Source organism: Micromonospora sp. PLK6-60 (assembly GCF_019890675.1).
Classification (GTDB): domain Bacteria; phylum Actinomycetota; class Actinomycetes; order Mycobacteriales; family Micromonosporaceae; genus Micromonospora.
Genome location: NZ_JAIOAA010000009.1, coordinates 144,065 through 164,756, shown reverse-complemented (window position 1 = coordinate 164,756; position 20,692 = coordinate 144,065). Strand labels below are relative to the sequence as shown.

Sequence of the window (20,692 nt, the reverse complement as noted above, 5' to 3'; positions counted from 1 at the left end):
CGTTCCAGGCGGACCTCTGCCCGGCGCGGCCCGCAGATGTGGCGCGGGGTGCCCGAGGGCGGGTGACCGGCGGTCAGCAGGCGGCCCGGTAGTCCGCCTTGGTGGCCCGCCGCAGCTCGACCCGGGTCGGCGGATCGGGCGGGTTGTCGTCGCTGGTGGAGGACCGGGCCACCCCGTCGGGATCGATCTTCGTGATCGTGGCCTGGAGCCGCAGCAGGTCGCCGTCCCGCTCACCGGCGAGGCCGTTGAGGAAGAGGCCCGGTTCGTGCCGCTCGGGGCGGGTCTTCACCGAGAACCTGGTGCCCTTGAAGTTCTCCGGATCGCCCCACACCTCATACACGGTGCGCTGGCCGGCCCCGCACACCTTCGCGGCGCCGTCGATCTCCGGGCAGTCGTAGCACTTCTGGTCGCGCGGGTCACCGATCAGGTGCAGGACCAGCCGGCGGTCGTCGCCGTCCGCCATGGACACCTCGCCCTGCCAGTAACCGGTCAGGGCGGGCCGGCCGGGCGCCGACACCCACGGATTGAGCAGCCAGTGCAGCCCGTAGATGAGGCCGAGGCCGACGACGATCACCAGGACCAGACCCACGATCACGCGAACCGGCCTGCCCTTACGCCGCCGCTGCCGCCACAGTCCAATGAGCGCCATCGCACCCTCCTCCAGGCCGTCTCACCGTACCCATCGGGGTCAACGGTCGAGGACGGCCGCGCGGGGCATCGCGGGCGTCCGGTCGGACGGACTTCGCGGGTCCGGCCGGACCGGGCGGGCCGGTCATCCGCCGTCCGCGCTTCCCGGCCCGAGCCGCGTGACGGCGGCGTACGCGACGCTGGCCGGCAGGACGCCGAGCAGGGACACGAAGCTGCCGTCCCAGGGCTGCGGCCACCGCCCGCCGAACATCGACTCGGCGCCGAGAGCCACCGGCACCGCGAGCGACAGGGCGGCGGCGAGCAGGGGCGGCCGTCGTACTCGTCACCGGCTCGCTCATCCCTCGATGGTGTCAGCATCGGTCGCCAGTGGATATTGGCTGGTAGGCCACCGTGTACTGGCGGCTGGCCTACCTGGCCAGCTCGACGATGCGCTCGGCGAGCAGGGCTGCTCCGACGAGGAGCATGGCCGCCCCGGCGACGGTGGCGGTGAGCTGAGCGACGCGGGGCCGCGCGCCGAGCACCCGATCGGCGGCGTAGCCGAGGGGAAGGTAGAAGAGCGCGGCGATGAGGATGAAGATGCCGCCGAGGGCCGCGAACTGCACCGGCAGGGGCCATCCGCCGGTGCTCCCGGTGAACTGCGGCAGGATCGACAGGAAGATCAGCAGTCCCTTGGGGTTCAGTGCGCTCACGCCGACCCCTCGCGCGAAGGAGCGGCCGGAAGAAGCTGCCGGCGCGGGGGCCGTGTCGACCGGGCCGATGCGCCCCGTGCCGCGTAGGGTGCGGACGCCGAGATAGCTCAGATAGCCGGCCCCGGCGAGGGTGAGCCCGGTCATGACCCCGGGCAGGGCCGCGACGAGCGGACCGACACCGACCACGACCAGGCTCGTGATGAGGGCGTAGCCGGCCATCAGGCCACCCACGGCAGGCGCCACGACATGGTCACGCGTGCCGGCGGCGAGCACGAACGCCCAGTCCGGGCCGGGAACTGCGATGAGGGTGAACGCGACGGCCGCGAACCCCAGCACGGCGGCAAGTTCCACGCTGCCTCCCCTCTCCAGGCAGGAAGCGTATCCATTAGGTGACAGAAGGTGTTTCCCTCTTTTGCGCTCAGGACCATGTTCCGTGGAAGAATCTCGGCTGTGGACGCGCTGGATCGGAAGATTATTGCTGAGCTTCAGGTCGACGGGCGGCTGAGCCTGACCGACCTGGCGGCCCGGGTCGGGTTGACGGTGTCCCCCACGCACCGCCGGGTGCGCGACCTGGAAGCGGCCGGGGCGATCACGGGCTACCGGGCGGTGGTGGATCCGAAAAAGCTGGGGTTGGGCTTCGAGGCCCTGGTGTTCGTCACCATGAGGCAGGAGGACCGCGCGACGCTGCTCGCCTTCGAGGAGGGCGTGGCGGCCGTCCCGAACGTCCTGCTGGCTCAGCGCCTGTTCGGTGACCCGGACTACCTGCTGCGGGTGCGGACCACCGACCTGGATGCGTACGCGCAGCTCGAGGACGACGTGTTGTCGACACTTCCCGGCGTCCAGCGGTTGAACTCCACCCTGGTGATGAAGAGCTTCGTGCACGATCGGCCCTACCCGACCGACCTCGCCTGACGCTCCTCAGGCGTCACCGGGGCGGGCAGCCATCCGATGCGCTGCGCCCACGGCTCCCGGAAGTAGCGCCCACCGAGGCATCTGATCCGCGAGCGCAGCCCGGTTGCGGGCACCGTCACCAAGAACGATGTCGACCTGAGACGCCTCGGTCAGGCCCAGCGCGATGCGCGCTTCCACTTCACGCCGCACACGTCAAACACCATCACGACTTTGCCGGGGCCCTGCTGCGGTCGGCGGTCCGGCCGAACATGCGAAGTTCATCTGCCGGCCCATATTTTTCGGTGTCGATAATCACGAGCCCGGCCGCCTGCACTTGCTTGCACTCAAAAATGAACGGGCGTAATTTTCGAATCAGAAACGGCCGTGAATGCGGCATTCAAAACGAACTCCGACTGTTCGAGGAGGAGAGAAAAATGGACCTGAAGGTGCCTGGGCCGGACAACGACGACCCGATCTGGACCGCCGCGAGGGGTTTCGTGGTGCGCAAGGACGAGGGCCCGCTGAAGCAACTCAACGGCGGCCGCGAGCGTGTCAAGGTCAAGCTGACCGGCGAGCAGAGCGGCAACCAGCTCAGTCTCATGGAGATGGACGTGGCACCGGGCTTCGGCAACCTCGCGCACGCCCACGGGGCCGAGGACGAGGCCTTCTACATCGCCTCGGGCGAGTTCAAGTTCATCAACGGCGCCGGCACCTTCGAGGCCGGAGCCGGTGACTTCATCTACATCCCCCGCATGACACGGCACGGGTTCAAGAACATCGGCTCCGGGACGGGCACGCTGATGGTGTTCTACACGCCGGCTGGGGCCGAGCAGTTCTTCCTCAACTACGGCGACGACCCCGACCCGGACGGAGGTCCGGCACCGGAGTGGACGCAGGAGCGCTTCGAGGAGATGGGCAACGCCCTCGCCGCTCACCACATGATCCTGCTGCCCAAGAGCGGTGACTGGGACTGACCGTCATGGATCGCTGGCGCAACGACCTCCGTCAGCACGAAGCCACGTGAACGGGGTCCGTGTGGCATACATCGACGGGGGGCTCCGGCCCGCTCGTCGTCCTGCCCCACGAATTCCCGGAGAGCATAATCGGAGCCTACTGCGGCATTCCTGCTAACGAATGTGTCGTCAAGCTGGATGCCAGCGGATCACCATTTATCCTTTACCCTATCGATTATGATCCCGCAATTACTACCTGACGTGGGCGTAGTCGGCAGCCACCACTTCAATCCTGATGTGGGATGACGGGCCTGCCTCACGCGGTGGGCGACGGACGAGTCGACCTGTACGCCGGATTCTGTGCCCGACGCGTACCCCGGAAGGCACGCGCCGGCGGCGGCCATCCATCTCGGCCTGCCGTCGCCGGCAGGCTCGTGCGGCCTACCCGCAGACATCGGGCGGGCAGCCCTCAAGCGTCTGCGCGGGTCGTCATCTTGCGGTGACGGCCCATTCTTGGCCTTGCTCCGGGTGGGGTTTACCGAGCCACCCCGGTCACCCGGGGTGCTGGTGGGCTCTTACCCCACCGTTTCACCCTTACCGTCCCGTTACGGGCCGGCGGTCTGTTTTCTGTGGCACTGTCCCGCGGGTCACCCCGGGTTGCCGTTAGCAACCACCCTGCCCTGTGGAGTCCGGACGTTCCTCGGCGGCGGGCCGGAGCCCGCCGACGCGACCGCCCGGTCGACTCGTCCGTCGCACCCCCATCCTAACGACGCCCATACCGCCGCCATTTCCGCCCCGAGGGCGGTCTCGATGATCGTTGGCGGCTGAGCGGTACGACACGCCGTGGGCGCTACCGCTCAGCCGCCAAGGATCAACGGGGCCACCAGCCGCCAAGGATCAACGGGTCACCAGGCGGAGAGGAGGGACTCACCGAAGAGGCGCGGGCCGAATATCGGCTCACGGAACTCCGCGCTGGCCAACGTCGTGCCGCGCGCGTCACGCGCCACCAGGGTGGCCTGCTTGCCGACCGGCAGGGGCACCACGGCGACGCCGTCGGTCACGGTCCCGACGGTGGTGGAGCCGTCCGGCCGCCGCGCCTCGACCCCGGTCGCCCCCTTCGGGACCACCACGAGCACCCGGTCGTCGAGTTCGGCGTGCCCGCCGGCCCGGACCGGCAGCCGCACGGCGGTCAGCTCGCCGGATCCGCTGCCCGTGCTGGCCAGCGCCCAGTCGGCCCGGCTGGCGGCCATCGTCTCGGTGTCGTCCGGGGTGGCGTCCTCGGGCGGGGCCAGCGCCAGCAGCGCGTCGCCGTTCGGGCCGAGTTGCAGCAACGCCGGGGAACCGTCGGTGCCGCCGGTGACCACCGCCGCGGCGGTGCCGTCGGGGAGCCGTCCGCTCCAGCGCAGCACCGGCTCGGCGGCGAGGCCGCTGGCCCCGGTGAGGATCCGGTACGTGCTCTGCGCGGCGGCCCGGGTGCCGACGACATCGGCGAGGTCGGTCGGCGTACCGGAGGGTGGGGCGAGCGCCTCCGAACGACCGCTGACCTCGCTGACACCGAACCCGACGGGGCCCTGTTCGCGGACCTCGCCGTCGCATTCCACCCGCCACCACCCGCGCACATGCGGATCCGTCAGGTGCAGGTAGCCGGGGGTGGGGGACGGCCGCCAGGCGCGCCCGATGGTCCCGTCGGGACGTACCGTGCCGGTCTCGGCCCAGGAGACGGCGCAGCCCTCCGGCGCGAGGCCGGTCACCTGCCGCACGTCGTTGCCGTCCACGCCGCCGAGCACGGTGAACGGCAGCAGGGGTGCGTTGCCGAAGGCGCTGCCGTGCAGCAGCTGCCTCGCCGTCGCACCGGCCGGGGCCTGGTGGACGGCGAGGGCGGCGGCACGGTCCGAGTGGTACGCGACGGCGACCTGCCGGTGGCCGCCCGCCTCGTGGACGAAGAGCACCTTCACCTCGGGCAGCCGGCCCATGCCGCTGTCGCCCCGGCCCGCGGTGAACACCCGGGTCAGTTCGTCGACCAGCCGGCGGTCGCCGGCCAGGTTGCCCCGGGTCGGGGAGTCGATCAGCCGCCACACCCAGGGCGAGTTGACCGCGTACCCGGCTTCGGTCGGGCCGTCGTCGCGCAGCCAGCCGGTCACGCCGCCGACGCCGACCCCGGTCGCGGGCACCACCAGCAGCGCGGCGAGGGCGCCGGCGAGCGCCGCGCCGAACGCGGTCCGCCGCACCCGGCGGCGCCGCCGGGCGTGCCGCAGCAACCGGCCGTACGGGTCCTCGGGCGGCACCACCGTCGCGGCGGCGCGGGCCAGCCCGGCCCGGAGTTCGTCCACGCTCATGCCTGCTCCCCGATCAGTCGGTCGGTGACCGCCGGGCGGCCACCGGGTCGCAACACGTCCCGCAGCCGGGCCAATCCCCGCGCCGCCTGGCTCTTCACCGTCCCCACCGAGCACCCCATCGCCGCCGCCACGTCGGCCTCGGCGAGGTCCTCCCAGTAGCGCAACACCACCACCGCCCGCATCCGCGCCGGCAGCCGGCCCAGCGCCAGCAGCAGTTCGTCCCGCTCGGCCACGCTGTCGGTGTCGTCGGCGCGGGGCCGGTCGGGCAGGGCGCCGGGCAGCAGCTCGCGCAGCCCGATCCGCCGCCAGCGGTTGGTTCGCTCGTTGACCATCGCCCGCCGCACGTACGCCATCGGTTCGTCGACCCGCCGCCAGCGCCGCATGGTCTTCAGCAACGCCTCGTGCACCAGGTCCTGGGCCGCGTCCCGGCCGCCGGTCAGCAGGTACGCGGTGCGTAACAGGTCGCCGTAGCGGGCCTCGACGAACTCGCGGAAGTCGGGATCATCCACCTGGCGTCCCCTCGCCGTCACCGGTCACCTCTGTCGCTCCCTTCGTGGGTCTCGCCCGGTACGACACCGAACCGGCCCGCGAGGTTGAGCGCCACGGGGAAACGCCCGGAACCCGGCGGGCCACGGCCCGGGCCGGTGAGACTAGCCTCGGGACACGATGGATCTCTCCGACGCCGCGCTGCTGCTGGCCGCCGGTCTCGCCGCGGGCACGGTGAACGCGGCGGCCGGCGGCGGTTCCCTGATCACCTTCCCGGCGCTGCTCGCGGTCGGCCTGCCCCCGGTGTCCGCCAACGTCAGCAACTCGGTGGCGGTCTCCCCCGGTTACCTGGCCAGCGTGGCGGGCAGCCGGATGGACCTGCCGCACGGCCGTACGCTGTGGGGTCTGCTGCCCACCGCCGTGCTCGGCGCGGTGGCCGGCTGCGTGCTGTTGCTGGTCACCCCGGCGCGGGCGTTCGAGGTGGTGGTGCCGTTCCTGGTGCTGGGCGCGACGGCGGTACTGGCCTTCCAGGACCCGCTGCGCCGGCTGGTCGGCCACCCCGCCGAGCTGAGCCCGCGCCGCCGGCGGGTCACCGCGCAGGCGATGGTCGCGCTCTGCACGGTGTACGGCGGTTACTTCGGTGCGGCCGTCGGGGTGATGCTGGTGGCTGGTCTGGCGTTGGTGCTGGACGCCACCCTGACCCGGGTGACCGCGATCAAGAACCTGCTGTCGGCGGTGGTGGGGCTGACCACGGTGGCGGTGTTCGCGCTGTTCGGGCCGGTGAACTGGGCGGCGGCCGCGGTGGTCGCGCCGGCCACCCTGGTCGGCGGGTACGCGGGCGCCCGGCTGGTGCGCCGGCTGCCGCCGGTGGTGCTGAAGACCGTCATCGTCGTCTTCGGCACCGTGGTCGGCCTGTACCTGCTCTGGCGCGCGCTGCGCTGAGCCCGCGCCCCCGGCGCGTTAGGAGGGGGCCCTTGTTATCGGCTACGCGATAACAAGGGCCCCGTCCTAACAGCCAACCCGGTCAGTAGGCTTCGCCGACCGGCTCCTCGGGGGTGTGCTCGGCGGTGCGGGCGGCCCGGTTCCACACCACCCGCTCGCCGTAGCCGGCGGCCATCAGGTGCCCGAAGACGAGGTAGACCAGCACGCCGACGGCGAGCACGGCGAAGCCGACCCAGAACGGCAGGGCCGGGCTGTGCTCGGCGAGCTTGCCGGCGATGATCGGGGCGGGCGCGGCGGCGCCCCAGCGGACCAGGTTGAACGCGCCGGTGGCCACCCGGCGGTCGCCGGAGCCGAGCCCCAGGGCCAGGTCGGTGAGGTTGGCGTTGGCCAGGCCCATGAACAGGCCGGCGAGCACCAGCACCACCAGCGACAGCGCGGTGCTGTGCGAGGTGGCGAAGAGGATCATGCAGGCCAGCAGGCCGGTGATGGCCACGCCGACGGTCTGCACCGCGCCGATCCGGTGGGCGAGCCGGTGGCCGATCAGCAGGATGCCGGCGGCCAGGCCGAGCCCCCAGGCGGTGAAGGCCAGCCCCAGCGGCACCACGTCCAGGTGCAGGAAGAGCGGCGTGTAGCCGAGCACCACGAAGAAGACGAAGTTGTAGGCGGCGGTCACCGCGCAGAGGGCGATGAACGCCGGCTTGCGGTAGGTCGCGAAGATCTGACCCACCCGTACGGGCGCCTGCCGGTTGGCCGGCTCGCGCAGCTTGCGGGCGGCGACGCCGAGCGCCAGCACCATGAACACGCCGCAGACGAAGAACGGCAGCCGCCAGCTGATGTGCCCGAGCAGGCCGCCGAGCAGCGGGCCGACCGCGAAGCCGAGGCCGAGGGCGGTCTCGAAGAGGCCGACCACCCACTCCCGGTCGTTGGCCAGGTTGACCAGCACCACCATGGCGGTGGCGAAGAACATCGCGTTGCCCAGCCCCCAGACGCCGCGCAGCACCGACAGCTGCACGATGTCGCCGCTGAACGAGGCCAGGATGGCGGCCACCCCGACCACCGAGACGCCGGTGATCAGCACCGGCTTGAACCCGAACTTCCCGCTGGCCAGGGTCGCCGGGATCATGCCGACCGCCATCACCGCGATGTACGCGGTGAACAGCAGTTCGACCTGCCAGGCGGTGACCCCGATCGCCTCGCCGATGGCCGGCAGGATCGGGTCGACCACCGCGATGCCGGCGATGGCGAGGAAGGCCACCAGCGTGGTGGCGTAGATGGCACTGCGGTTGGGCTCGGTACGCCGATCCACTCCGCGCCTCCAGACAGATAGCTGTATCGTACAGTTAATTCGGTTGTATCATACAGCCATGACCGACGACCACGAGCCGGCCACCACCCCGGACGACGTCACCCTCGGCCGGATCGAGACCGAGGTGGCCATGCTGATGCGCCTCGGCGAGGCGACCCGACGGGCGACCGGCAGCGCCGAGCACCGGGTGCTGGACCGGGCGGCGTACGTGATCCTGCGCCACCTGGACGCCACCGGCCCGCAGAACGTCTCCGCCCTCGCGGCCCGGCTCAACCTGGACGGGTCCACGGTCACCCGGCAGGTCTCCGCCCTGCAACGCGACGGACTGATCGCCCGCGCGCCCGACCCGGCCGACGGGCGCGGCACGGTGATCTCCCCCACCCCGGCAGGGCTGCAACGGATGGCCGCCGTGCAGGCCGCCCGCGCCCGGCTCTACGGCGAGATGCTCGCCGACTGGGCCCCGGCGGACCGGGCGACCCTGGCGGAGATGCTGCGCCGACTCAACGAGGCCCTGGAGTCCCGCGCCCGCCGCCGCTGACCCCGCTCGGCGGTCGCGCTGCCGCTGCTAGGAGGGGGCCCTTGTTATCGCGTACGCGATAACAAGGGCCCCCTCCTAACGCCTCAGGCGACCGGCTCCCGGGCGGAGTCGGCGTCGCGCTCGGGGCCGGGGGTGACCCGCGGGTCGCTCTCGTCGACGAAGTAGTCGTCCGGCTCGGTGCCGTCGACCCCGTCGGGCACCTTGCCGGCCCGCAGCGCCAGCGTCACCAGCGCCGCGACCGCCAGGTTGACCAGCACGGCGACGATGCCGACGTAGATCGTCTTCTTGGTGTCGAAGCCGAAGTCGGCAAGCGGGAACGCCGAGCCGCCGAAGTGCTTGCGCCCGGTCGCGGCGTTCGGGATCTGGTAGAGCATCCACATGCCCAGCCCCATCCCGGCCGCCCAGCCGGCGATCAGCGCGCCCCGGTGGAACCAGCGGGTATAGAGGCCCAGCGCCACCGCCGGCAGCGTCTGGAGGATGATCACGCCGCCGATGAGCTGGAGGTCGATGGAGAACTGCGGGTCGAGGAAGACGATGCAGGCGACCGCGCCGACCTTCACCACCAGCGAGGTGATCTTCGAGACGTTCGCCTCCTGCGCGGGGCTGGCGTCCCGCTTCAGGTACTCCTTGTAGATGTTGCGGGTGAACAGGTTCGCCGCCGCGATCGACATGATCGCCGCCGGCACCAGCGCGCCGATGCCGATGGCGGCGTACGCGACGCCGGCGAACCAGTCGGGGAACTGCTGGTCGAACAGGACCGGCACCACCGTGTTGCTGTCGACGCTGCCCTCCTTCGCGCCCGGCAGCGGCTTCACCCCGGCCGCGATGGCCATGAAGCCGAGCAGCGCGATCAGCCCGAGCAGCAGGCTGTACGCCGGCAGCGCGGACATGTTCCGCTTGATCACGTCACGGTTCCGGCTGGCCAGCACGCCGGTGATGCTGTGCGGATAGAGGAACAGCGCCAGCGCCGAGCCGAACGCCAGGGTGACGTACTGGAGCTGGTTGTTGGCGTTGAGCAGGACGCCGTCGTTCGGGTTCGCTGAGGCGGCGAACTTCGCGTCGGCGGCGTCGAAGATCGAGCCCCAGCCGCCGAGCTTGTAGGGCAGGTAGAGGACCGCCACCAGGATCACGATGTAGATCAGCGAGTCCTTGACGAAGGCGATCAGCGCCGGCGCCCGCAGCCCGGACTGGTACGTGTACGCGGCCAGGATGGCGAACGCGATGATGATCGGCAGGTGCCGGGCCAGCGCGCTCTCCCCGGTCACGCCCATCGTCTTGAGCACCGCCTCGATGCCGACCAGCTGCAACGCGATGTACGGCATGGTGGCCACGATCCCGGTGATCGCGATCAGCAGCGCCAGGACCGGCGAGTCGAACCGGCGGCGGACGAAGTCGGCCGGGGTGACGAAGCCGTGCCGGTGCGACACCGACCAGAGCCGGCAGAGCACCAGGAAGACCATCGGGTAGATGACGATCGTGTACGGCACGGCGAAGAAGCCGGCCGCGCCCGCGCCGAACATCAGCGCCGGCACCGCCACGAAGGTGTACGCGGTGTAGAGGTCACCGCCCACCAGGAACCAGGTGATCCAGCCGCCGAAGTTGCGCCCGCCCAGCCCCCACTCGTCCAGGTGCGCCATGTCCTTCGGGGCGCGCCACCGGGCGGCCACGAAGCCCATCGCGCTGACCAGCAGGAACAGCGCGCTGAAGACGATGATCTCGGTGAGATGGTCCCGCCACATCACAGCACCACCTTCGTTCGCGACTGCGGGACTCGCAGGCCCGGCTCATTCCTCGCGCTCACCGCCCACCACCCCGCTTCTTCTTGGTCATCTGGTAGACCACCGTGGTGGTGGTGACGCCCAGCAGGATCCAGGCCAGCTGGAGCCAGTAGAAGCGCGGGAAGCCGAACAACCGCGGCGAGTCGCCGTTGAAGAAGGCCGGGATCAGGGGCACCACGATCGGGATGAAGAGCAGCCAGTTCCAGGGGCTGCGGTCCTTCGCCCTCGACCGCGCCGCGGTGGGCGCCTCGGGCGCCTCCGGGTCGGGTGCTGTCATGGACACACCTCCGGGAGTTGTCGTAGCTCGCCAGGTGACGGCCGGAGGCTACGACCGTGTGACAGCGATCACGTTCAATGCGGAGGTGGTGGTGCGCCGAACGGCGTGCCGGCTGCGCCGAACGGCGGCAGCCGGTGACTCAACGGGTGACGAGGTGGGCGGTGTCGTTGACCGTACGGACGGCCACGCCGCCGTCGGGCCACATGTCGAACACCGAGATGCCGGCCGCGTCCAGGTACAGCCGGTGCAGGAAGGCGTCCGGGGCGGCCAGGGCGTCGCGCAGCGCCAGCTTGATCGGCGAGACGTGCGAGACGACCACCACGGTCTCCCCCGGGTACGCCTCGCGCAGCGCCACCACCGCCCGGTCCACCCGCTCGGCGACCGCGGCGAACGACTCGCCGCCGGGCGGGGCGACCCGGGTCGAGGCGAGCCAGGCGTCCAGCTCTCCCGGCCAGCCCTCGCGTACCTCGGCGAAGGTCCGGCCGTCCCAGGCGCCGAAGTCGCACTCCACCCAGTCGTCCTGCCGGCGTACCGGCTGGCCGCCCAGCGCCCCGGCGATCGCCTCGGCGGTCGCCGTACACCGGGACAGCGGGGAGCTGACCACGGCCGCGACGGACGGGGCCAGCTCGGCCACCCGGGCGCCGGTGGCGGCGGCCTGGGCCCGGCCGCGGTCGGAGAGCGGCACGTCGGCGCGGCCGGCGTAGCGGCCCTGCACGGTCCACTCGGTCTCGCCGTGCCGGACCAGGATCAGCCGGGTGGCGGTGTCGGTGGGCCGGGGCTCCCAGGACGGCTTGGCGGTGGCCGGGTCGGCGGCCTCGACCGGCTCGACCGGCCTGGCCGGCTTGCCGGCGGCGGCGTCCATCGCCGCGTTGGCCAGGGCGTCGGCGTGCCGGTTGCGGTCGCGCGGGATCCAGGTGAACCGCACCGAGTCGAACCGGTCGGCCAGCGCGGCGGCCCGGGCGGCGAGCGGGCGCAGCCCCGGGTGCTTGATCTGCCAGCGGCCGGACATCTGCTCGACCACCAGCTTGGAGTCCATCCGCGCCTCGACCTCGACCGCGCCCAGCTCGGCGGCGGCCTCCAGGCCGGCGATCAGCCCGCGGTATTCCGCGACGTTGTTGGTGCTGGTGCCGATCGCCTCGGAGCGTTCCAGCAGCACCTCGCCGGAAGCCGGGTCGCGGACCACCGCACCGTAGCCGGCCGGCCCGGGGTTGCCCCGGGACCCGCCGTCGGCCTCCACCAGCACCGCGCGCACCGCCACCGGTCTACAGCCCCGACTCGTTGGTACGCACCATGATCCGGCGGCAGTCCTCGCAGCGCACCACGTCGTCCGGGTCCGCCCTGCGGATCCGGGCCAGGTCCGCGCCGGAGAGCTCCAGCCGGCAGCCGCCGCACCGCCCGCCGGTGAACAGGGCGGCGCCCAGGCCGGTGTCCTCACGGATCTTGTCGTACAGCTTGACCAGGTCGGCCGGGAGGTCGGCGACGACCGGCTGGCGCGCGGACCGCTTGAACTCCTCGTCCCGGCCGATCTCGGCCAGGGTGTCGTCGCGGCGCTGCTCGGTCGCCGCGCGCCGCTCCCGCGCCTCGGCCAGCCGCCCCTCGATCCCGTCGAGCACGCCCTGCGCGGTCTCCCGCTGCTCCATCAGCTCCAGCTCGGCGTCCTCCAGGTCGCCCTGCCGGCGCTGGAGCGAGGCCAGCTCGTGCTGGATCGCCTCCAGCTCGCGGGCCGGGCCGCTGCCGGCAGTCAGCCGGGCCTGGTCCTTGTCCTTGCGCGCCCGGACCTGCTCGACGTCCTTCTCCAACCGGGCGATGTCCCGGTCCAGGTCGTCCACGGCGACCTGGGCGCGGACCCGCTCGTCCTCCAGCGCGGAGAGCTCCCGGGCCAGCCCCTCCAGCTCGGCCTTCTCCGGCAGCGAACGACGGCGGTGGGCGAGCTGGGCCAGGGAGGTGTCGATGGCCTGGAGGTCCAGCAGGCGGCGCTGGTCCTTGGGGTCAGCCTTCACGGTCGCGCTCCTTGTCGTCCGCCGCGGGTGCGGTGGCGTGTACGGTCCACGGGTCGGTGTCCAGGTCGGACACGGTCGTCTCGACGCCCAGGGCGGCCCGCAGGTGGCCGGCCAGGTCGTCCAGCCAGGGTCGCTCGGTCGCCCAGTGTGCCGCGTCCAGCAGGGCGGGGCCACCGGCGGCCAGGTGCTCGCCGGCCGGGTGGTGGCGCAGGTCGGCGGTGAGGAAGGCGTCCACCCCGGCGGCGGTCGCCGCGGCCAGGAAGCTGTCCCCCGAGCCGCCGCTGACGGCAAGGGTACGCACCGTGCGGTCCGGGTCGCCGGCGGCGCGGACGCCCCAGGCGGTGGCGGGCAGCACCGCGGCGGCCCGCCGGGTCAGCTCGGCCAGGGTCAGCGGGGTGGGCAGCTCGCCGATCCGGCCGATGCCCCGCCCGTCGCCGGCGGCGGCGCTGCCCGCCGGGGCCGGGTGCAGCGGGCGCAGCCCGGTCAGCCCGAACCGGGCGGCGAGGGCGTCGGAGACGCCCGGGTTGGCGGTGTCGGCGTTGGTGTGCGCCACGTACAACGCCACGTCGTTGCGGATGAGCTGGTGCACGATCCGCCCCTTGTACGTGGTGGCGGCCACCGAGGAGACGCCGCGCAGCAGCAGCGGGTGGTGGGCGACGATCATGTCCGCGCCGGCGGCGAGGGCCTCGGCGACGGTCTCCGGGACCACGTCGACCACGCAGGCGACCCGGCGCACCGGGGCGGACGGCTCGCCGAGCACCAGGCCGACCCGGTCCCACTCCTCGGCCCAGGCCGGCGGGTAGCACCGCTCCAGCTCGGCCACCACGTCGGCGACGGTCGGCGGCGGGGACGCGGATGGGCTCACGGCGGGTCAGCTTACCGGCGCGGGCGGCCGGTCCACCCCTCAGGCGGCCGGGCTGACCGACTCGGGTCGGTCGCGCAGCGCGGCCAGCCCGAGCTCCCAGGGGAAGGTGTGCAGGTGCCGCTCGCCGGTGCCGGGCGGGTGCAGCGGGACGACGTGGTCGCCGAAGACCACCGTCGTCCCCCAGTCGGCCAGCCGGTCGAGACCGGCCCGGAAGGCCGGGTGGGCGGCCATGGCCGCGTTGGTGAACGGGACCGCCACCACTGGCAGGCCCCGGCCCTGCCCCTCGAAGAGCAGGCCGAGCGCCAGGGTGTCGGTGATCCCCGCCGCCCACTTGTTGATCGTGTTGACCGTCGCCGGGCAGACGATCATCGCGTCGGCGGGTGGCAGCACGTCCCGGTCGCCGGGGTTCTTGTAGTGCGTCCGGACCGGGTGGCCGGTCTGCCGGGCCAGCGCGGCCCGGTCGACGAACTTCGCCCCGTCCGGCGTGGTGACGACGCACACCTCCCAGCCGTCGTGCTGGGCCAGCTCCACCAGGCGGCCGACGTCCCGGGCCAACGGCGAGCCGCAGGCGATGGCGTAGAGCACCGGCCGGCGCCCACTGCTGCGGGTGCCGCTCATCCGGCGGGCACCGCGTTCACACTCCCACTCCCATGTGTTCAGCCAACTCCGCAATCGGCGGAGGCGGCGCACCCCGTGTGCGACGGAGGACGTCCGACATCACTTCGTGGGCGATCGGCCGGCAGCGGACCTCCGACGGCGCCAGCCGGTCGCCGCGCAGCAGCATCTCCCCGGCGTTCGCCACATCGCCGATCTGCGCGTACCCGCGGGCGATGTCCAGCAGGTGGTGGGCCCGGCGCTCGGGCAGCAGCGCGTTGAAGTCCGGTTCCGGGATGCGCTGCTGGTGGATCTCCACCGCCCGGCCGCCGTCGCCCAGCTCCACCGCGGCGGCGGCCCGGTGCAGCTCCAGGTTGGTCGGACCGAACGAGGTCCAGTAGTGGTTGTGGTCGCCGCCGAGCAGGGTGGCGGCCTCCTGGGCGCCGTTGAGCAGGTCGTCCACCGTCGCCGAGTCGCCGATCCGGGAGGCCGCCATCGCCCCCTGGAGCAGCAGCATGCCGTAGACGGAGAGGCGGGCCGGCGAGGCGTCGTTGCCGCCGCCCGGGGCGAGCCGGTTGGCGATGGCCACGTTGAGCTCCAGCGCCGGCCGGGGGCGCCCCATCGCGACCAGCGCGTTGCAGACCCGGGTGGTGGCGATGCCGGCGAGCAGCTGGTCGTCGGCGCGCTGGGCCACCGCCATCGAGCGGTCGGCGGCCAGCCAGGCCAGCTCGCACTCGCCCAGCTTGCGCAGCACCGACGAGGCGATCTGGTAGACCTGCCCGAGCAGGTGGGCCGCCTCCCGGGCCGGGTCCCCGCCGCCGTAACCGGCGTCCGCGGCCTGGGCGTCGCGCAGCAGCTTGGGCAGCGCCCGGGTGAGCATGCCGTAGCGGCCGTACTGGTAGGTCAGCCAGGCGTGGTTGACCGCCTTGCGCATGTCGACGAGCGGTGGCGGGTACGGCGCCGCGTCGAAGTACGCGCTCATCGAGTCGTACCGTTCGAGGGCGGCCCGGATCTCCTGGACCTCGACCTGGTCGATGCAGTTCAACGCGTCGGTCCGGCGTTCCGGGTCCTTGCCGAGCAGCAGTTGGACGTCGATGGCGAGGATGTCGGCGATCTCGTAGACGACGGAGAACTTGTCCAGCCGGCGCACCCCGCGCTCGATCTTGTCGACCCAGCTCTTGGACTTGCCGAGCCGGTCGGCGAAGACCTGTTGGGACATCTTGCGGCGACCGCGCCAGTAGGCGACCCGGCGACCTATGGGTAGTTCGTCCATCCGCCCATCCCTCCCGCGCCGCCGTCCGTCTCCAGGTTTTCGCTGGTCGCACAGCCTGTACGTCAGCCGTAAGGACTGTCCTCGTAGTTTTCGTGCAACTTGCATCAGCCGTTCGTCAGCTCAACGACCGCGGATCAAGGCAGTGACGGGGTTCGACGCGTGCTCCGACGGCTCTCGACCTTCGGGGCGGAGGGAGATCGCACCAATGTGGGGGAATGTCGGTCCACGTGTCGTCCAACTGACACCACTGGAACGGGTCCGGCTGCGCCGGGTCGCGGTGCGCTACGCCGTGCACGGCTGGGAGGTGACCCCGGGCGCCTGCCTGGCGCGCAGCCGGTTCGTCTGCGGCCGGGCGGGCTGCCCGACGGTCGGCTGCCACCCCGCGCTGGAGGACTGGGAGCACGGCGCGAGCCGGGACCCGGCCCGGGTGGCGACCTGGTGGCACAGCCGCCCGCACGGGGTGCTGCTGCCCACCGGGCGCGCGTTCGACGTGCTGGAGGTGCCGGCCCACCTCGGCCGGCAGGTGCTGGAGGCGGTCCGCTCCCACCCGGCCGGCGCGGGCGTACGCGGACCGGTCCTGGTCACCCCCACCGGGCGCTGGATGTTCCTGGTCCGCCCCGGCGACCCGCTCCGCCCCGAGTTGGAGCACTGCTACCAGGTGGTGCGGCACGGCCCCGGCTCGTGGGTGCCCGCGCCGCCCACCCGGCTGCCGGAGGGGGTGGTGCGCTGGGCGGTCGCCCCGGAACAGGCCCGCTGGCAGGTGCCCGACTCGTACCTGGTGCAGAACGCGCTGATCGAGACGCTGCGGACCGCCGGGGTCGCGCTGCCGCCCGACTCCCTCCCGCACCACCTTCCGCTGCCGCGCCGGGCGAGCTGACCATCGGTCCGAGGTGTTAACCGGGGGCCCTTCCGCTACCGAATGCGTTAAGAAGGGGCCCCTCCTTCCAGCGGCAGGGCGGTGGAGTGCAGCAGGCGGGCGTCGTCGGTGACGATGGCGTGCCGGTGGTCGGGGAGGCGGTCCAGCCAGCCGATGCCGGCCGGGCCCATCGCCACGGCGGCGGTGGCGTACGCGTCGGCCAGCCCGAGATCGGCGCCGACCACGGTGACCGAGCGCAGCCCCCGGGCGGGCGCGCCGCGCCGCGGGTCGAGCACGTGCGGCCCGCGCTCGTAGACCCCGGAGGTGGCCACCGCCAGGTCGGTGCCGGTGAGCACCAGGCAGGTGGCGGCCGGCTCCCACGGGTGCCGCACCCCGACCCGCCAGGGCCGGCCGGCGGCGGAGTGGCCGCGTACCCGCACGTCGCCGCCGGCGTTCAGGCAGTGGTTGGCCGCCCCGGCGGCGAGCAGCCGGTCCGAGGCGACCTGCGCCGACCAGCCCTTGACGTAGCCCGACGGGTCGAGCCGCCCGGTGGCGTACGCGTCGAAGAACCCGTCGGTGGCGCCCCACAGCTCGGCGCAGCGCTCCAGCACCGTACGCAGGTCGGCGGAGGTCTCCGCGAACGACAGCTCGCCCCGGTCGAAGCGGCACACCTCGCTGTCCGCCCGGTACGTGCTGAACCGGGCGTCCACCTCGCGCAGCCAGCCGAACACCTCGTCGGCCAGCTCGCGCAGGGTGGCGGCGGGCAGGTCGTCGGCCAGGTCCAGGCTGATCGCCGTACCCATGACCTGCTCGACCCGGCGCAGGCCGGGCCGGGTCGCGGCGGCGGTCATCAGCGGGCCTGGTCCAGCGCGGCCTGCAACGACTGCTGGTACGACCGGCTGGTGTAGGTGGCCCCGGAGACGGTGTCCAGGCTGGCGCTCTGCCGCTGCACCACCTGCCCCGAGGTGCCGCTGTACGCCGCGTCCACCCGGTCGCTGCGCTGCCCGGACTGGCCGCCGGACGGCAGTTCCAGGGCGACGCAGTTGACGATCTTCGTGCCGGAGACGGTGATCTGCACCTGCACGTTGCCGAACTCGTTGGTGACCACCGGCCCGGTCACCTTGCGGTTGGTCGCCGGCGGGGCGGCCGTGGTGGTCCGGGGCGCGGCGGTGGTCCGCCGCGGCGCGCTGGTGGTGGCCTTCGTGGTGGCGCTGGCGGTGGGCTTCGGGCGGGGGGTACGGCTGGCGCTCGCCTTCGGCGCGGGGGTGCCGCTGGGCCGCGCGGACGGTGGCCGGGTCGCCGCCCGGTTCGCCGGGGCGGACTCCCCCGGCACCGCCACCGTCCCGGCCGGCAGTTCCCCGGCCGCGACCGGGGTGGCGGCGGGGGAACCCTTGAGCACCACCAGCGCGGTGGTGCCGGCGGCCAGACCGGTGATGGCGAACAGCGCGCGACGCATGACGGGGATACCCCTCTACAGCTCGAAGTTGGCGAGGTGGATGTTGCGGCGGCGCACGCCGGCCGCCCGCAGCACCTGCACCGCGTGGTCGACCAGGCCGGGCGGCCCGCACAGGTAGACGTCGCGGCGCAGCAGGTCGGGGACCAGCCGGCGCAGCCCCGGCGGGCTCATCACCTGCCGTGGGCCCGGATCGTCCCGGCTGCCGATGACGTACCAGACCGAGGTCTGCCGGGACCGGGCGATCCACTCCAGCTCCTCGTGCAGCAGCACGTCGGCCGGCTGCCGGGCCCGGTAGATCAGCGCCGCGCCGGCGGGCAACTCCTCCAGCATCGCGCGCAGCGGGGCGATCCCGCTGCCACCGGCGATCAGCAGGGCCCGTTCCCGGGTGCGGTGGGCGGCGGTGAACGTGCCGAACGGTCCCTCGGCCCACGCCCGGGTGCCCGGCTCCAGGTCCCGCAGGTCGGCGGTGTGCGAGCCGACCACCTTGACGGTCAGCCGCAGCCAGCGGCCGTTCGCGGCGGCGGAGACCGAAAACGGGTGCGACTGCCACCAGCCGCCCGCGTTGAGGAACCGCCAGCGGAAGTACTGGCCGCCGAGCAGGTCGATCTGGTTGAGCCGGCGCCCGGTCAGATAGATCGAGACGGTGTCGGTGCTCTCCGCGACCACGTCCGCCACCTCCAGCCGGTGCCGGAGGTTGAAGTGCAGCGGCCGGAGCAGCCGCCCCCAGAGCAGCGCGGCGACCAACGCCAGGTAGGCGGCGATCCAGCCGGTGCGCACCGGACCGGGCTCGTAGAGCTGCGCGCCGTTGCTGAACTGGTGCCCGTAGCCGAGCAGCAGCGCCAGGTAGCTGGTCAGGTGCAGGTGGTACCAGAGCTCGTAGGGCAGCACCCGCCGGATGGCGCGCACCCCGGTCACCCCGACCGTGACCATGATCCCGGCGGCCACGAACGCGGAGACCATGTCCTGGTAGTCAGTGAGCAGCACGCCCACCTCGGCGAGGACCGAGTTGCCCTCCACCTGGGCGTAGCCGACCACCAGCAGCGCGAGGTGGGCGAGGACCGCGACCAGCAGGGTGGCCCCCAGGTCGCGGTGCAGCCGGGAGATCCGCTCCCCGCCGAGCAGCCGCTCCAGCACGCCGAGGCGGCTCATCAGCAGCACCTGCACCAGCAGCAGGTAGCCGGCGACCAGGCCGGTGATCCGGCCGGCGGCGGTGAGCAGATCGGCCGGGCCGGCCAGCGAGCCCGGCGGGGTGTCCAGCCACCAGGGCAGCACCGCGGCCGCCAGGCCGAGCCAGAAGAGCGCGCCGAGGGTACGCCGCCCGGCCGGCCCACGCCGGGGCAGCGCCAGCGGCGGGGCAGCCGAACGGCCGCCGTACGGGGTGGGTGTCCCGGTACGACGGCCGGCGGCGTCGAGTTCCTGATACGTCACGCGTACAACTTCATCGGGGTGAACTTCTGCCTCGGAAAGACCTTGTCCACCTGCGCGGTCGTCAGCCCGAACCGTCCCTGAGCGACCGAACCGTAGACGTCGAACATGTTGTTGTACTCGGGTACGTCGCCGCTGTCCAGATCGTTCAACCCGTTCCAGCGGCCGAGCAGCGAGCCGGCGAGCTTGCGGCCGGACAGGATGGTGACCACCCCGCCGTGACCGTGGTCGGTGCCACCACTGTTGGAGGCGACCCGGCGGCCGAACTCGCTGGACACCATGACCGTCACGTCGGCGGCCCGGTCACCGAGGTCGGTGAAGAACGCCGCCAGCGCGCCGGCCAGCTCGTTGAGGCTGCGCCACAGCTGGCCGCCGTCCTGGGTGCCCTGGTTCTCGTGGGTGTCGTAGCCGCCCATCCCGACGGTGGCCACCCGGACGTTCGCCCCGCCCTTGATGAGCTGGGCGAGCTGCTGGAACGCGTACCCGACGCCCTGGTATTCCACCCCCTGCGCCGGCTGGTACGGCTTGGCCGCCAGCCGCTGCGCGGTGGACAGCGCGCCCACGCCGTCGCGGACCGCCTCCTCCACCGGGTGGTTGATCCCGGTGAACAGCCCCCGGATCGCCTTCTCGGTGGCCGCCCGGTACTTCTCGTCGCCGTTGAGCCGCAGCGAACCGACGCTGTTCAGCGACAGCGCGCCGTTGTTGCCGACCAGCGAGCGGGGCAGCGTGCTGCCGATGCCGACGCTGCGGAACGCGGTGCCCTTGCCGAGGGTGTCGACCAGGCTGTCCAGCCAGCCCCGGCCGCCGGTCTCGCTGGGCAGGCCGCCCAGGTTGCAGGCGTCCGCGGCCTGGAAGTGGCTGCGGGACAGCCGCTCGTCGGAGACCGCCGGGACGAAGCCGAGCTGCCCGGCGCCGAGCCACTTCTCCAGCGGCCGGAACGCGCTGGTCAGCTTGAACCCGCGGCCCAGCGCCAGCGAGTCGTTGCCGAGCAGCAGGTCCGGCCGGACCTTGCCGAGCACCGGGTCGTCGGCCGGGGCGACCAGGCTCAGCCCGTCCAGGCCGCCGTAGAGGAAGACGTGGATCAGCGTGCCGGTCTTCGTCGCCGCGAACGACGCCGAGGTGGTCACGAACTGGGCGGTGGCCAGCGCGGTGGCGGTCGCCGCGGCGCCGGCCACGAAGGTACGGCGGGTGACCCCCCGGCCGTCCTGCTGCGCCTCCTCCATCTCCTCCAGCCGGCGGTAGCGGTCCCGCTCGGCGGCGTTCTCCGCCGCGACCAGGTCGGCCTCGGCGCGCAGCACCGCCTCGGCCGGGTTGGCGGCCAGCCGGCTCAGGTCGGGGCATTCGGGGTGCAGGGGGAACGGGTGCACAGTCTTCTCCAT

Annotated in this window: 22 protein-coding genes and 1 other RNA gene; 5 read left to right on the top strand and 18 right to left on the bottom strand. The window is 72.8% G+C overall.

Annotated elements, in window-relative coordinates; translation table 11 throughout:
• Nucleotides 1-73: 73 nt before the first annotated feature.
• The 3 genes from K7640_RS18945 to K7640_RS18935 all read right to left on the bottom strand — a co-directional run bounded on the left by K7640_RS18945 (nt 74) and on the right by K7640_RS18935 (nt 1,688).
• The gene (locus K7640_RS18945; RefSeq protein ID WP_222956198.1) at nt 74-649 is read right to left on the bottom strand and encodes a hypothetical protein; all 576 of its coding nucleotides are present in this window, start codon (nt 647-649) and stop codon (nt 74-76) included.
• Nucleotides 650-772: 123 nt separating this feature from the next.
• Nucleotides 773-925, bottom strand: coding sequence for a hypothetical protein (locus K7640_RS18940; RefSeq protein WP_222956197.1), 153 nt, complete (start codon nt 923-925; stop codon nt 773-775).
• A gap of 130 nt (nt 926-1,055) precedes the next feature.
• Nucleotides 1,056-1,688: a LysE family translocator gene (locus K7640_RS18935; RefSeq protein WP_222956196.1), complete on the bottom strand. Its 633-nt coding sequence runs from the start codon at nt 1,686-1,688 to the stop codon at nt 1,056-1,058.
• Between the two features lie 99 nt (nt 1,689-1,787).
• On the opposite strand from K7640_RS18935, the gene K7640_RS18930 reads away from it, so the two are divergent.
• Both K7640_RS18930 and K7640_RS18925 read left to right on the top strand, forming a co-directional pair.
• On the top strand, nt 1,788-2,249 hold the full coding sequence (locus tag K7640_RS18930) for an Lrp/AsnC family transcriptional regulator (protein ID WP_222956195.1): 462 nt from the start codon (nt 1,788-1,790) through the stop codon (nt 2,247-2,249).
• A 413-nt stretch (nt 2,250-2,662) separates the two neighbouring features.
• Nucleotides 2,663-3,202 (top strand): cupin domain-containing protein, encoded by a 540-nt coding sequence (locus tag K7640_RS18925; RefSeq protein ID WP_222956194.1) that lies wholly within the window; start codon nt 2,663-2,665, stop codon nt 3,200-3,202.
• A gap of 310 nt (nt 3,203-3,512) precedes the next feature.
• Here K7640_RS18925 and rnpB read toward each other — a convergent pair.
• The 3 genes from rnpB to K7640_RS18910 form a co-directional block, all read right to left on the bottom strand.
• An RNA gene (gene rnpB / locus K7640_RS18920) (RNase P RNA component class A) lies at nt 3,513-3,927 on the bottom strand.
• A 159-nt stretch (nt 3,928-4,086) separates the two neighbouring features.
• Nucleotides 4,087-5,517, bottom strand: coding sequence for a hypothetical protein (locus K7640_RS18915; protein WP_222956193.1), 1,431 nt, complete (start codon nt 5,515-5,517; stop codon nt 4,087-4,089).
• Entirely contained in the window at nt 5,514-6,026 is a 513-nt protein-coding gene (locus K7640_RS18910; protein WP_222956192.1) for a SigE family RNA polymerase sigma factor, read from the bottom strand. Before K7640_RS18910 ends, K7640_RS18915 begins: the two co-directional genes overlap by 4 nt.
• A gap of 157 nt (nt 6,027-6,183) precedes the next feature.
• On the opposite strand from K7640_RS18910, the gene K7640_RS18905 reads away from it, so the two are divergent.
• Nucleotides 6,184-6,945: a sulfite exporter TauE/SafE family protein gene (locus K7640_RS18905; RefSeq protein ID WP_222956191.1), complete on the top strand. Its 762-nt coding sequence runs from the start codon at nt 6,184-6,186 to the stop codon at nt 6,943-6,945.
• A gap of 82 nt (nt 6,946-7,027) precedes the next feature.
• Here K7640_RS18905 and K7640_RS18900 read toward each other — a convergent pair whose 3' ends face one another.
• Complete coding sequence (locus tag K7640_RS18900) at nt 7,028-8,251, bottom strand: MFS transporter (RefSeq protein WP_222956190.1); 1,224 nt, start codon at nt 8,249-8,251, stop codon at nt 7,028-7,030.
• Nucleotides 8,252-8,309: 58 nt separating this feature from the next.
• Here K7640_RS18900 and K7640_RS18895 point away from each other — a divergent pair, with 58 nt between their 5' ends.
• Nucleotides 8,310-8,789: a MarR family winged helix-turn-helix transcriptional regulator gene (locus tag K7640_RS18895; protein ID WP_222956189.1), complete on the top strand. Its 480-nt coding sequence runs from the start codon at nt 8,310-8,312 to the stop codon at nt 8,787-8,789.
• Between the two features lie 83 nt (nt 8,790-8,872).
• Here K7640_RS18895 and mctP read toward each other — a convergent pair whose 3' ends face one another.
• The 7 genes from mctP to K7640_RS18860 form a co-directional block, all read right to left on the bottom strand.
• Entirely contained in the window at nt 8,873-10,528 is a 1,656-nt protein-coding gene (gene mctP, locus K7640_RS18890) for a monocarboxylate uptake permease MctP (RefSeq protein ID WP_222956188.1), read from the bottom strand.
• Nucleotides 10,529-10,586: 58 nt separating this feature from the next.
• Nucleotides 10,587-10,844: a DUF3311 domain-containing protein gene (locus tag K7640_RS18885; RefSeq protein WP_222956187.1), complete on the bottom strand. Its 258-nt coding sequence runs from the start codon at nt 10,842-10,844 to the stop codon at nt 10,587-10,589.
• A gap of 139 nt (nt 10,845-10,983) precedes the next feature.
• The gene (locus K7640_RS18880; RefSeq protein WP_222956186.1) at nt 10,984-12,102 is read right to left on the bottom strand and encodes a bifunctional RNase H/acid phosphatase; all 1,119 of its coding nucleotides are present in this window, start codon (nt 12,100-12,102) and stop codon (nt 10,984-10,986) included.
• 4 nt (nt 12,103-12,106) lie between these two features.
• Entirely contained in the window at nt 12,107-12,844 is a 738-nt protein-coding gene (locus tag K7640_RS18875) for a zinc ribbon domain-containing protein (protein ID WP_222956185.1), read from the bottom strand.
• Nucleotides 12,834-13,709 carry a Nif3-like dinuclear metal center hexameric protein gene (locus K7640_RS18870; RefSeq protein WP_222956184.1) on the bottom strand — a complete coding sequence of 292 codons (876 nt, stop codon included), beginning with the start codon at nt 13,707-13,709 and terminating at the stop codon, nt 12,834-12,836. The genes K7640_RS18875 and K7640_RS18870 overlap by 11 nt, the downstream gene beginning before the upstream one ends.
• A gap of 39 nt (nt 13,710-13,748) precedes the next feature.
• Nucleotides 13,749-14,327, bottom strand: coding sequence for a flavoprotein (locus K7640_RS18865; protein ID WP_222956183.1), 579 nt, complete (start codon nt 14,325-14,327; stop codon nt 13,749-13,751).
• Nucleotides 14,328-14,343: 16 nt separating this feature from the next.
• Complete coding sequence (locus K7640_RS18860) at nt 14,344-15,576, bottom strand: helix-turn-helix domain-containing protein (protein ID WP_222956182.1); 1,233 nt, start codon at nt 15,574-15,576, stop codon at nt 14,344-14,346.
• 205 nt (nt 15,577-15,781) lie between these two features.
• Here K7640_RS18860 and K7640_RS18855 point away from each other — a divergent pair, with 205 nt between their 5' ends.
• Nucleotides 15,782-16,453 carry a bifunctional DNA primase/polymerase gene (locus K7640_RS18855; RefSeq protein WP_222956181.1) on the top strand — a complete coding sequence of 224 codons (672 nt, stop codon included), beginning with the start codon at nt 15,782-15,784 and terminating at the stop codon, nt 16,451-16,453.
• Between the two features lie 47 nt (nt 16,454-16,500).
• Here the strand turns inward: K7640_RS18855 and K7640_RS18850 are convergent, their stop codons facing one another.
• The 4 genes from K7640_RS18850 to K7640_RS18835 are packed head-to-tail and all read right to left on the bottom strand — an operon-like array spanning nt 16,501 to nt 20,692.
• Nucleotides 16,501-17,235: an FAD:protein FMN transferase gene (locus K7640_RS18850; RefSeq protein ID WP_222956246.1), complete on the bottom strand. Its 735-nt coding sequence runs from the start codon at nt 17,233-17,235 to the stop codon at nt 16,501-16,503.
• Between the two features lie 47 nt (nt 17,236-17,282).
• Nucleotides 17,283-17,888: an FMN-binding protein gene (locus K7640_RS30620; protein WP_222956180.1), complete on the bottom strand. Its 606-nt coding sequence runs from the start codon at nt 17,886-17,888 to the stop codon at nt 17,283-17,285.
• Between the two features lie 15 nt (nt 17,889-17,903).
• Entirely contained in the window at nt 17,904-19,316 is a 1,413-nt protein-coding gene (locus K7640_RS18840) for a ferric reductase-like transmembrane domain-containing protein (protein ID WP_222956179.1), read from the bottom strand.
• The gene (locus K7640_RS18835) at nt 19,313-20,692 is read right to left on the bottom strand and encodes a DUF1501 domain-containing protein (protein ID WP_222956178.1); all 1,380 of its coding nucleotides are present in this window, start codon (nt 20,690-20,692) and stop codon (nt 19,313-19,315) included. The genes K7640_RS18840 and K7640_RS18835 overlap by 4 nt, the downstream gene beginning before the upstream one ends.

Coding starts and splice junctions, on each gene's coding strand:
- K7640_RS18855 (WP_222956181.1), top strand. CDS start 15,782: ATGTGGGGGAATGTCGGTCCACGTGTCGTCCAACTGACACCACTGGAA.
- K7640_RS18905 (WP_222956191.1), top strand. CDS start 6,184: ATGGATCTCTCCGACGCCGCGCTGCTGCTGGCCGCCGGTCTCGCCGCG.
- K7640_RS18915 (WP_222956193.1), bottom strand. CDS start 5,517: ATGAGCGTGGACGAACTCCGGGCCGGGCTGGCCCGCGCCGCCGCGACG.
- K7640_RS18835 (WP_222956178.1), bottom strand. CDS start 20,692: ATGGAGAAGACTGTGCACCCGTTCCCCCTGCACCCCGAATGCCCCGAC.
- mctP (WP_222956188.1), bottom strand. CDS start 10,528: ATGTGGCGGGACCATCTCACCGAGATCATCGTCTTCAGCGCGCTGTTC.
- K7640_RS30620 (WP_222956180.1), bottom strand. CDS start 17,888: ATGCGTCGCGCGCTGTTCGCCATCACCGGTCTGGCCGCCGGCACCACC.
- K7640_RS18860 (WP_222956182.1), bottom strand. CDS start 15,576: ATGGACGAACTACCCATAGGTCGCCGGGTCGCCTACTGGCGCGGTCGC.
- K7640_RS18895 (WP_222956189.1), top strand. CDS start 8,310: ATGACCGACGACCACGAGCCGGCCACCACCCCGGACGACGTCACCCTC.
- K7640_RS18865 (WP_222956183.1), bottom strand. CDS start 14,327: ATGAGCGGCACCCGCAGCAGTGGGCGCCGGCCGGTGCTCTACGCCATC.
- K7640_RS18850 (WP_222956246.1), bottom strand. CDS start 17,235: ATGGGTACGGCGATCAGCCTGGACCTGGCCGACGACCTGCCCGCCGCC.
- K7640_RS18925 (WP_222956194.1), top strand. CDS start 2,663: ATGGACCTGAAGGTGCCTGGGCCGGACAACGACGACCCGATCTGGACC.
- K7640_RS18885 (WP_222956187.1), bottom strand. CDS start 10,844: ATGACAGCACCCGACCCGGAGGCGCCCGAGGCGCCCACCGCGGCGCGG.
- K7640_RS18945 (WP_222956198.1), bottom strand. CDS start 649: ATGGCGCTCATTGGACTGTGGCGGCAGCGGCGGCGTAAGGGCAGGCCG.